We start from the raw sequence: 11175 nt of genomic DNA on the forward strand, positions 1-11175 counted from the left end.
TATAAAATATCGTTACATATTAGGGTTGACAGAGCATTTTCCTGATGTATAATTATAGAGATAAGTTCAATTTGGATACCCATGTAAAAATATAAATCAATAGAAAATAATTATCTAATATACTTTTAACCGAAAAATTTCAATAATTAAAGTATTTTTAAATACTGCCCATTTAGCTTAATTTACTAAATTATAGTTTAGTCATTTTTAATAAAATATGCAGCAACAATTATAAAGAACTGAAATCTGATATTTTTGAATAAATCATCTAATTATTGTGAATCAATGTTCATTAGTTGTATGCTATGCTCTTGTTTGTAGACGATACATTTTAAAGAAAAAACAATGACAGTTGCAGAAAAACCATGGAGCGGACGTTTTACCGCCTCAACCAATGAATTTGTCGAAGCTTTTACTGCCTCAGTAGACTTTGACCAACGTTTATATGCTTATGACATTATGGGTTCAATCGCTCATGCCAAAATGTTAGCAAAAGTGGAGGTTTTGACAGAACAAGAATGTCAGCAAATCGTCACAGGTTTAGAACAAATTGAGCAAGAAATCGAACAAGGACAATTTCAGTGGTCGGTAAGTCTTGAAGATGTTCACATGAATATCGAAAGCTGTTTGACTGCAAAAATTGGTATTGTTGGTAAGAAATTACACACAGGCCGTTCACGTAATGACCAAGTTGCAACCGATATTCGGTTATATTTACGTCATGAAATTGATTTAATTATCAATGAATTGAATCGTTTACTCATTGCATTAGCGAATGTAGCTGAGCGTGAAGCGGCAACGATTATGCCCGGATTTACTCATTTGCAAAGTGCGCAGCCTATTACCTTTGGCCATCATTTATTAGCATGGTGTGAAATGTTATTGCGCGACAGAACCCGTTTACAAGATTGTCGCAAACGGGTGAATTCAATGCCGTTAGGTGCGGCGGCGTTAGCGGGTACAACATATCCGATTGACCGTGCTTATAGTGCAGAATTGTTAGGGTTTGAAACGGTTGCAGCTAACTCATTAGATGCAGTGAGTGATAGGGATTTTGCAATTGAATTCACGGCAGATGCGGCTTTATTGATGATGCATTTATCACGTTTTTCTGAAGAATTGGTTTTATGGTCATCAGCACAATTTAATTTTATCGAGTTAAGCGACGCATTTTGTACGGGTTCATCTATCATGCCGCAGAAAAAAAATCCTGATGTACCTGAATTGGTGCGTGGTAAAACAGGCCGTGTGTATGGGCATTTACATAGTTTGCTTACGTTAATGAAATCACAACCGCTGGCTTATAACAAAGATAATCAAGAAGATAAAGAGCCACTTTTTGACACGGTAGATACGATTCGCGGCAGTTTAAAAGTGTACGCGGATATGATTCCAAGCCTGCAAGTCAATGCGGATAATATGCGCCAAGCAGCTAAAGCAGGTTTCGCTACCGCGACAGATTTGGCCGATTATTTGGTACGCAAAGGTGTGGCGTTCCGAGATGCTCATGAAGTTGTGGGCAAAGCTGTCAGACATTGTATTGATAATAAATGTGATTTACCTGATTTGGAATTATCTGTGTTGCAAGGTTTTTCTGAGATAATTGAACAAGGTGTGTTTGAAGTATTGACTTTAGAAGGTTCAGTTGCGGCTCGTAATCATTTAGGTGGCACAGCTCCAGAGCAAGTAAAACAAGCTGCTCAGCGTTTGAAAGCACAGATTTAAGCTTCAACAGGGCTGGAATAAGCATCGCCAGCCCGAAAAACTATTGAGCTTGAAGTTTCACTTTTAAATCAGGCGGTGAAATAAATACAAACTCTTTTCCATATTTTCTGCGCCGTAATAAATTCAACTCATCTGACATTTTTAATAAGTCGGTACGTGCGGTTTGATAGGTAATTTTATGTTCAGCTTGATGCTGTTTAATTCGATAAATTGCATTTGGGTGTTTAATCGCATGTTTTAATAATGAAAGCTGTCTATAATTGAGTTCGCCTTTTGCTTGGGAATGTTCAAGTAGTTTTTCAACCTCTTCAATATCATCGGCTTTTTTATGTAAATATTGATGTAATGCCGTGATACCTTGTTTAATCACATCCATTTGATGAATCAAGAAATAAGTTAAATCATTATCATCGGTTTCGGTGTGTAAATAAGCTGTGCCATATTGAATCGGGGCTTGTTTAATAATACGAGAAATCGAAATGAATTCAATGAGCCAGTAGTCTTGCTTTGCCATTGCCCAATAAAATAAAGCCCTTGCTGTTCCTCCATTACCATCAATAAAGGGATGAATATAACCCAGCATAAAATGCAAAATGACGGCTTTAATAACAGGGTGAATAAAACCATTTTCATCTGTTGTGTGGTTGGCAAAATGACAGAGTTGTTCCATATATTGCGGCAAACTTTCGGCTTTAGGCGGAATATGCAGCACTTCAGTTCCTGTACCATCTATCACTCTAATATCATCATCATTGGTTCGATACTGTCCTGCCCTTGTTGCATCATCGAGTGTGTTTTGAGTCAAAATTTCATGTAAACGCAAAATTAAAGCGGGTGTTAAATCATCTTCTTTAAAATCTTGAATCATTTGCATAGCTTTGTAATTATTAACAATCATGTGTTCACTATGATCTTGAGGCGGCCGATTTTGTCTTAACATTTCTTTTGCAACGTTTCGGGTCGTTGATGCACCTTCCAATTGGCTAGAACTGATGGCTTCTTCAATTAATGAGTTAATTAAATAAGTGTTTCTGGTGTGTGGGTTTGTCACAGCTTGATCCATTGTGATATGACCTGCTGCATTTTGATCTAGCCAATGTAATTGTTTTTGCAGACTATCTGGCACACAGAAGCCAAAAGGCATTCCTTTCGTATCTTGTAATGGGATTTCTTTCCGCACGTTTTGCCGAGCAAGTTTGATTGCCACCCAATATTCTTCACTAGAAAAATTTTTAGGCGGGATATGGTATTTTAGCTTTTCCCAATGGACATAACGTCCTTTTGTATCTGTCATACCGATATTTAGGGTAATCAATTTGATTAATTTATCTTGTGGAATGTTCTGGATAAATTCAGATAGCAGTGGTGGGGATTCTGGAATTTTCATGGCTTTTTTCTAAATACTAATTTCTATAAAGTTAGTATATTATACAAATTGACATTATTGTAGTCATCACTCTACATTATTAACTCACTTTACGTATGTCATGTAGAGCGAGTAGAACAAACTGAAACCCATCTTATTAGCTCACTTTACGTAAATAAAAGAGTGTAGGGTGAAATATAGTCGTTTTATTCTAAGATGATACAGGACTAGTAATCCTTAGTTTTAAAAGCAATTGATATTTAAAGAGTTTCATGACTGCCAATCATCGCACTTAAGATGGAATTGACTATAGAATAATAATTAATATGGAATTTATTCATAAACTGCCACAACAGCTTATTGAAGATATACCGTTGTAGGTTTTATTGAGAATTTCAAAAAAAAGATGTTTGTCATGCCCCAAGCTATCGCCACGCCTTTTATTATCCGCCCGAATCCACAGTCAATAAAAACATGAGTAACGTATTATGCTAAAGTAAGTGGAATTTGCCAGTTATGAATTTTTACGGAGAAAGTATGGACTTAAAATATCCTGTTTCTACAATAGACGATATGTATCATGCTTGTGACCCTGATAAACCGCTTTATGCAGCCCATGATGAGCGTTATCGGGATTTATCAACAGTGCGTGGGCAACGCAAAAGTTGGATTAATAATATTGCTAGAAATATTAGCCGTAATCAGCAAGTTGGTAAACACTTTAGTATGCTATTTTCTGGGCATAGAGGTAGTGGTAAAACAACCGAACTATACCAATTAAAAAATAAACTTGAAGCTGATAAATTTTTTGTGGTGTATTTGGATATAGAAAATATTTTGGATATGAATGATATTGAATATCAAGATGTTTTATTAAATGTTGCCAATGCTTTGTTTTTAGCAATGGAAGAAAAAAACTGGCAACTAAATGATGATTTATTGGAAAATTTATCTGATTGGTTTGCGGATAAAATTGTCGAGCAAGACCGTAAAACAAGCTTAGAAGCAGAACTCAAAAGTGAAGCAGAGGCGGGTTTAAAAACATTTTTTGGTGGTTTGCTGATTAAACTCACGACAGCTCTCAAGGTGAGCAGCACCCAACGTGAAGTCATTCGCAAAAATATTGAACGGAATTTATCAGTGTTCAAGTCGCATTTGCAGCGTTTGATTACCGATAGTCGGCAAAAAATTCAAAAGGCTGGTTTTGTCGACTTGGTCATTATTGTTGATGGTTTAGAAAAATTGTTGTACGTGCATGATAAAGAACGCCAACACAATAATCACTATGAATTATTTATTCTCCATGCAGAGCAACTCAAATGGGTTAACAGCCATATCATTTACACCGTTCCGATTACCTTGGCTTCACAAACCAATTTGAAAACTGAATTTTCGGAAATGTTGGTGATGCCAATGGTGAAAGTCAGCAGTGAAGAGGGGAAAGAAGCTTTATGTGATTTGATTGCGAGACGCATTAAAATTGAAGCGGTGTTTGAGAACAAAGCGTATGTTGATGAACTTATTATTCTCAGCGGTGGGGCAATTCGAGATTTGATGATTTTGTTGCGCAACGTCACAGAAACCGATGGTGACAAAATTGTGCAGGATGACATTCAATACGCTAAACAGGCATTAATTAAATTTTATAGCCGTCAATTAATTACCCTAACTGAAGCCGACAAACAGGTATTGCAAGCGATTCATCGAAAACAGCCTAATGAACATAGTGATAGTTATGCACGCTTAACGAATAATCGTATTATTTTAGAATATGAAAATGGTGAATTGTGGCAAGCATTGCATCCAGCCGTGTTAAAAATCGAAACCATTCAAACTTTATTAAATGCCAACTCTGCTTAGTGTGACCTGATGGATTCTGCTGATTTTCCCCGTCTTTTACGTGCCCTGCGTCGTTGTGAAACAGCGCATTTTTATTTGTTTTTTGTTCGCTGTAATTCGCCACAGTACCGCCAACAATTGGTTGCAGCGATTAAAGCCCAGTCTCAAATCCCAATTATTGAAATCAGCATTCAAACTTTAATGCAAAAGTATGATTTTGATAATTTTTCTATCGCGGCGGCTTTAACAATAGAATTAGATACTTTACCGCCAGACCAAGCTGTGTTTATTTATGATTTGGAAGCTTATCTACCTAATCCCCGCGAACAGGTCTTTGAAACAATACCCGCTTTTCAAACATTGCAACAAATCAATTGGCAACGCAGTGTCTATCAACGCCTCAACCGTGCCTTGTTTTTTTGGTTGCCCGAATATGCTTTGCAATTATTGGCGACTCATGCACTGGATTTTTTTGATTGGCGCAGTGCTATTTATGAATTTGATATACCCAAGTCCCAACAAAACGACATTATGCAGGCGGAACTTCAGGGTTTTCGCTCTGGTGAACTCCACGCTGCTGATTATCTTAATAAGGCAGAAAAACAGCGGTGGATAAAAATGTTGCACAGTTTGCTGGATGAAGCAACGACCACAGAAGCGCAAGCAGATTTACAGAATGACCTTGGTAGAATTTATTATTCTATCGGAAAATATGACATCTCTTTGGATGCTTATCAAAAAGCGTTAGATTTAAGTCGTCAAACTCATCAGCAGCAATTAGAAGGCACGACTTTGAACAATATTTCTCAAATATTTAAAGCAAGAGGGGACTATGAGACGGCGTTAGGGTATTTAAAACAATCGCTGGAAATTGCTCAGGAAATTAGAGATCGTAAAAATGAAGGTGGTTTGTTGAACAATATGTCTACAATAGCTTATGCCAAAGGGGACTATGAGACGGCGTTAGGGTATTTAAAACAATCGCTGCTGATAAGACAAGAAATCAGCGACCGTAGCGGCGAAGGCACGACTTTGAACAATATTTCTCAAATTTACTCAGCAAGAGGGGACTATGAGACGGCGTTAGGGTATTTAAAACAATCGCTGCTGATAAGACAAGAAATCGGCGATATGTCTGGTATGTGTGCGACTTTATTTAATATCGGACATATCCATTTAGAAAATAAAGAACAACAAGAAGCCCTTGCAGCATGGGTACAATCTTATTTAATCGCTAATAAAATTGGTGAAGCACAAGCTTTACAGAATTTAGATAATTTAGCCAAACAACTGGGCGGCACGGGCTTGGAATATTGGGAACAATTGGCAAAGCAGTTAAATTCATGACGCGGCGCGTCTGGACTGCATTCCTACGCGGCGCGTAGGAACGAGGTGTGATGATGTTGATATATGCTACACTTTTTAAAATATAAACTTACAAGAGAAAACAAATGGATGCAGTCACAATAAACTATGCAAGCCAAAATTTACCACACCTCATCAAAACGGTCACAAACAACACAGAACCAACGATTATATGCAGTGATACGGGTGACAAAGCAGTGCTTATCTCATTAGAAGAATTTAATGCTTGGCAAGAAACTCTATACCTCCTATCCAATCCAGCGAATGCCGAACGCCTACAACAATCAATCGAACAAGCCAAAACAGGCAAAAAACAACAAAGACAACTGATTAAATCATGAAACTCACATTCACAGAATTTGGATGGGAAGATTATCTTTGGTTTCAAAATAATGAGCGCAAACTGCTTAAAAAAATCAATACGCTCATCAAAGAGGTACAAAGAACACCTTATGAAGGCTTAGGCAAACCAGAAAAACTTAAAGGTCACTTATCTGGTTATCTGTCACGTAGAATCAATGCTGAGCATCGTTTAGTTTACGAAATAGACGAAGAATGTACCGAAATCACGATTATTTCTTGCCGATACCATTATCAAAAATAAGCTATGGACTGGAAACGCGGGAACAATTAGCACAATAATTGAATTCATGACGCGGCGCGTAGGAACGAGAGTGTGAGCAGTAGGCATCGCAAGCTCAATCAAATAAAACGATTCCTTGTTCCCACATTTCTCGTTCCCATATGCAGAGGCTGTAAAGAACTCAGCTTATCTCGTTCCCGCATGGCATGTGGGAACGAAATAAAATCATAAATCTTGTGAATTCTGGTTTTTTTCTAGCGCGGTAAGTTCCAGTGACTACGTTCTGGTAATTCAGCATTGACACTCTGCGTCATTAACCATCTACGACGCGGAGCATCTGCACTGCATTTCAACGAAGATCGTTAGAACAAGACAACTTGATAACGAGCTATAAAATCAAGAAAATGTCTAACTATTGCGAACTAATATTTCTAACGGCTCGTGCATAATTATAAACTCGTTCAGTATCTTCACCTACAGGCCCACCCTCTACTTTGGTGTCATAACGAATTGCACCCGCACCATGTGAATCCTCCCCGTTATTATCAACTGCATATCCAAAAGCCACATACCAAGCCCAGTAACGTTTTTGCTGTTCCTCTGATACATTAGAAAAATAAGCAGAGGTGCTTGACCAAAAATAGGCATCTTCATCAGTGATATTAAAATAATCTGGATTGATTGCAGGATAAACCCCAGAATAATCAACAATACTCTGTAATTCTTTAACATTTGGCAAATGCCAATCATCATAACCAGCATATTCAAGATTCTCAGCATAAGCCAAGGCATCAACCCAATCTTTACCTTGAACAGAATCATCTTTCATCCACATCAAACCTGTGCCGTAATCAGAAACTGTACCATCACCATTATCAACAAATCGGTTAATACCATAATCTTCACCACTGACACAACGCACAAATTTTGCCGCTACATTGCCATTAGTTGGAGCTTCACCATTTGGAGGCGGAGGATTATTTTCTGAACTATTTTCAGTATCACCTACACCAGCAGGTGCATCAGATTCTTGAGGTGGAGGGCTATTTTCTGACGTTGCTTCAGTATTCTCAGTACCAACGGGTGCACCAGATTGTTCAAGTGGTGGCAATTCACCGCCTCCATCACCTGTAGGATAGCCCTTAATATGTCCCGTACCATAATTGAGGCCAAATGCAGTAGGGCTACCGCCATGTGTTGTGCCGACTTTATAATCATTATTCGACCAAAATTGGAGGTGTTTGCCGATAGATTCATCACCAAAACTAAAATAATCTGTGTCGATGTAAGGCCAGCCTTGTTCAAAGTCCTCAATAGAAATAAGTTCTTTTAAAGAGGGCGTTCGCCAATCATCGTGGTCTGCATACTCTAAATTAGCACAATAATCCTGTGCTGCCTGCCAAGTATATTTTTCTGCTGATGGTATTTGTTGCCAAGTCAGCCCCGTGTTGTTATCAGCAACTGTGCCATCACTATTGTCTGTAAAAGAAAAACTGACACTCTGATATTGAATATCCTGACCATAAAAATCATCGCCGATTTGTGCCGTAATCTCGTTACCATTGTCGTCATAAGACAACTTTTGTCCTGTCTCAATAATAAATCGAGGCACAGAATCACAGTTTCCTATTACTGTCTGTGCATCTGGTGCTTGCCCCGCACTCAATTGTGTCATTTCAAACCGAATATTTTCCAAAGAATAAGATTGTTGTAGCTCAACTTGTCCCCAATCTTGTCCAATCAATACAGCAGGAGCAGTAAGAACGCCTGTTTCAGACGTATAAGTTGCATTGGTAGTCGTACTTGTATCAATTGTTCCTACTGATTCTAGGTCTAAGTCAAATGTGACAGGCTGTAAAGCAACTAAATCTAAACTTAAACTGTAATTTTCTGATGTATTTGCATCATTTATTTTGGGTAAATGTAAGCGTTGACTGACCGTATCAAAACAGGCGTGTTCCAATGTAGACAATGAGTTTGCCATGCTTGGTTGGTTTAATAACAATAGAGAAATACTTAAACCTAATGGGCTTAGTATTTTATTGCTTGGTATTTGCATAGTGATGAGCTCCCCTAATATCAAAATGATATGACGTTTCTAACGTCACTTTATTTTATATACGAGTGAATAACTCAAAGCTGTCGCAATACTTATGGGGTTTAGAGAGGGGGATATTTGCTATCTATTTTAGCTAGATACATAATAAAAAAACCATTGTTGGAGACAATGGCTAATGTTGCTTAGTAAAAAATCCATTATTAGCTATAGTGTGGTTTTATTTTTAGTCATAATTCAAAATGCTTGTCTTTCTAAGGCTGGTATTTTTATTTATGTTGATAATATTGCGAAAAGCCCTGTTGAAAATATTATTTTAGAATTTACAGGGGGTGCAGAAGTGATACTTAAAATAATGCCTAATGAACAAGGCATGAAAAGGATTATTTCTGCGGCTGATTCCTCTTTAACCATACATTATAAAATGGGCAATCATTGCTATAAAGAAAACATATATATCTATTTTGAAAGTAGTTACTCAGGAAGCATCTATATTAAAATTAAAGATAATGGGGAAATTGAGTGGCGTGATGAAATAACACTTTAGTCAGTTTGATTGTCTCATTCCCATCTATTGAATTTGATCTACATTGATAATATTAAATTGGCACAACACTTAAAGGAACACATTGAATGACACAGTTGTTAACTAAAATAAGCAGAAGTATTTGGTATTGGCTGGCTATACTGGTTTTGGGCGCGATAATGGAAGGAATTGCTCTTTTCTTTCAACATCAACTAGATTATGGCCCTTGTGCTGTATGTATCCATGTGCGTATCTATGTAATGGCGTTTATGTTAGTCGCTTTGCTCGCACCACTGATGAGAAATAACAGAATACTTAGAACTCTGAGCCATATTATAACCCTGTTGCTTTCTTTCGGTTTGATGGAACGCTCTTGGAATCTCCTCGCTACTGAACGCGGCTTTATTGAAGGTGCTTGTAGTATGAAAATCGGATTTCCAGAATGGTTTGCACTTGATAAATGGTTTCCAAATATATTTGAGCCTTGGGAGCCATGTGGTTATACCCCAGAGCTTTTATTTGGTATCACAATGGCTGAAAGCCTCATTGTCCTCAGTGTTACGGCAATTCTAATTACTGCAATCATGAGTTTATATTCACTGAAAAAATAGCATAATAGTCCACTATCCAATTCTAAAGGGACTGCACATTTTTAAAAAGTGTGCAGTCTCAAAGAGAGTCATTTCACTATAAAGTATAAGCAATTGTGTATTGTGATTTTTGCAACATATCTTGGGTATTGATACCATAACCAACGTACAAACGTGCCCCTTGCAGATTACTGACATCTAAACCAGATAAGATAGTTAACTGATGCGTGCTCTCCAATAAACCTGTGTAAAAAGCCGCTATATCCGCACTTGCCGAATCAGCATAAGCCGACCACGTTTGTCCACTATTGATAAACCATGAACCGTTGAAAAAAGCCAATACATAGATGTTACCAATTATGCCTATATCTGTAGGATTAATCGTTAACACGCTGTTAATAGAAGGCTCTGTTGGACTACCGTTATTGACTGAACTCACATTGAAACCACTACTATTTGCAATATTGTCTGGTACACCAGATAAGCCAATCACAATTTCACCCGTCATGCTACCATCATCATTCGTGACTAAATTGAGCATCGGCGGTGTTTGTACACCCAAATAGCCAAAATCATTACTATTACGTGTATCGCGCGTTCCTTGTGTATTATAAGGCTCAACCGCATAAACAGTATCTGTGATTTCATCATCAAGAAAAAATTGGGTCGCAAAATCGTAGATATTATTACCATTGGCATCATAAGCACGAGCGCGTAAATGAATATGTACAGTCCTGCTTGGATACCATCCAGGATAAATGGTTTTGAAACTAACTTTACCTTCTGCATTAGTGAGTTGAAATCCCCTTAAAAAATCCTGCCCTTTGGTATTAGATTGACCATTACCTGATACATCAGAGTATTCACCAGCCGCGTCCGCGTGCCAAATATCAATTTGCATATTGGGTACAGGATCAGTACCGCAACTGTTGCCATTATCGTTAAAAATACTCAGATTCAAGGTTAATGGTAAGCCATTTAGCACCGAGGCTCTATCCGTATCAAGTGTAATATCAGCACGATTGAGCTTTTCATCGACCCAGTAAGGGCCTTTGGCCATCGAAGGAGGAAGCGTACATGCTACATCTTCAGCATAGGCCGCTTGTGTCAACTCAGCTAATCCGT

General features: G+C 37.8%; 10 protein-coding genes. 7 read left to right on the forward strand and 3 right to left on the reverse strand.

The annotated features are described in order from the left end of the window. Positions 1 to 345 precede the first annotated feature (345 nt). Complete coding sequence (gene argH, locus ABXH34_RS07025) at positions 346 to 1725, forward strand: argininosuccinate lyase (protein ID WP_353571159.1); 1380 nt, start codon at positions 346 to 348, stop codon at positions 1723 to 1725. A gap of 40 nt (positions 1726 to 1765) precedes the next feature. On the opposite strand, the gene ABXH34_RS07030 is transcribed toward argH, so the two are convergent. Next, on the reverse strand, positions 1766 to 3112 hold the full coding sequence (locus ABXH34_RS07030; RefSeq protein WP_353571160.1) for a Fic family protein: 1347 nt from the start codon (positions 3110 to 3112) through the stop codon (positions 1766 to 1768). Between the two features lie 516 nt (positions 3113 to 3628). On the opposite strand from ABXH34_RS07030, the gene ABXH34_RS07035 reads away from it, so the two are divergent. From ABXH34_RS07035 to ABXH34_RS07050, 4 genes are all read left to right on the forward strand, one after another. Further along, positions 3629 to 4951, forward strand: a complete 1323-nt coding sequence (locus tag ABXH34_RS07035; protein ID WP_353571161.1) for a hypothetical protein — start codon at positions 3629 to 3631, stop codon at positions 4949 to 4951. 9 nt (positions 4952 to 4960) lie between these two features. Further along, positions 4961 to 6277, forward strand: coding sequence for a tetratricopeptide repeat protein (locus tag ABXH34_RS07040; RefSeq protein WP_353571162.1), 1317 nt, complete (start codon positions 4961 to 4963; stop codon positions 6275 to 6277). Positions 6278 to 6381: 104 nt separating this feature from the next. Further along, positions 6382 to 6636 carry a type II toxin-antitoxin system Phd/YefM family antitoxin gene (locus tag ABXH34_RS07045; protein ID WP_353571163.1) on the forward strand — a complete coding sequence of 85 codons (255 nt, stop codon included), beginning with the start codon at positions 6382 to 6384 and terminating at the stop codon, positions 6634 to 6636. Further along, the gene (locus ABXH34_RS07050) at positions 6633 to 6899 is read left to right on the forward strand and encodes a Txe/YoeB family addiction module toxin (RefSeq protein WP_353571164.1); all 267 of its coding nucleotides are present in this window, start codon (positions 6633 to 6635) and stop codon (positions 6897 to 6899) included. Before ABXH34_RS07045 ends, ABXH34_RS07050 begins: the two co-directional genes overlap by 4 nt. A 391-nt stretch (positions 6900 to 7290) precedes the next feature. Here ABXH34_RS07050 and ABXH34_RS07055 read toward each other — a convergent pair whose 3' ends face one another. Next, positions 7291 to 8937, reverse strand: coding sequence for an Lcl C-terminal domain-containing protein (locus ABXH34_RS07055; RefSeq protein WP_353571165.1), 1647 nt, complete (start codon positions 8935 to 8937; stop codon positions 7291 to 7293). A gap of 175 nt (positions 8938 to 9112) precedes the next feature. On the opposite strand from ABXH34_RS07055, the gene ABXH34_RS07060 reads away from it, so the two are divergent. Next, a complete protein-coding gene (locus ABXH34_RS07060) occupies positions 9113 to 9481 on the forward strand; it encodes a hypothetical protein (protein WP_353571166.1) in 369 nt (122 codons plus the stop codon). 86 nt (positions 9482 to 9567) lie between these two features. Then, positions 9568 to 10071, forward strand: a complete 504-nt coding sequence (locus ABXH34_RS07065) for a disulfide bond formation protein B (RefSeq protein WP_353571167.1) — start codon at positions 9568 to 9570, stop codon at positions 10069 to 10071. Between the two features lie 76 nt (positions 10072 to 10147). On the opposite strand, the gene ABXH34_RS07070 is transcribed toward ABXH34_RS07065, so the two are convergent. Next, the coding region (locus ABXH34_RS07070) for a dioxygenase family protein (protein WP_353571168.1) at positions 10148 to 11175 on the reverse strand (1028 nt) is incomplete at its 5' end.

This window comes from Candidatus Albibeggiatoa sp. nov. BB20 (genome assembly GCA_016744725.1).
Lineage (GTDB): Bacteria > Pseudomonadota > Gammaproteobacteria > Beggiatoales > Beggiatoaceae > Albibeggiatoa.

Bases quoted from the DNA above. Each gene is read 5' to 3' on its own strand.
- argH (WP_353571159.1), top strand. From the start codon at position 346: ATGACAGTTGCAGAAAAACCATGGAGCGGACGTTTTACCGCCTCAACC.
- ABXH34_RS07030 (WP_353571160.1), bottom strand. From the start codon at position 3,112: ATGAAAATTCCAGAATCCCCACCACTGCTATCTGAATTTATCCAGAAC.
- ABXH34_RS07035 (WP_353571161.1), top strand. From the start codon at position 3,629: ATGGACTTAAAATATCCTGTTTCTACAATAGACGATATGTATCATGCT.
- ABXH34_RS07040 (WP_353571162.1), top strand. From the start codon at position 4,961: ATGGATTCTGCTGATTTTCCCCGTCTTTTACGTGCCCTGCGTCGTTGT.
- ABXH34_RS07045 (WP_353571163.1), top strand. From the start codon at position 6,382: ATGGATGCAGTCACAATAAACTATGCAAGCCAAAATTTACCACACCTC.
- ABXH34_RS07050 (WP_353571164.1), top strand. From the start codon at position 6,633: ATGAAACTCACATTCACAGAATTTGGATGGGAAGATTATCTTTGGTTT.
- ABXH34_RS07055 (WP_353571165.1), bottom strand. From the start codon at position 8,937: ATGCAAATACCAAGCAATAAAATACTAAGCCCATTAGGTTTAAGTATT.
- ABXH34_RS07060 (WP_353571166.1), top strand. From the start codon at position 9,113: ATGTTGCTTAGTAAAAAATCCATTATTAGCTATAGTGTGGTTTTATTT.
- ABXH34_RS07065 (WP_353571167.1), top strand. From the start codon at position 9,568: ATGACACAGTTGTTAACTAAAATAAGCAGAAGTATTTGGTATTGGCTG.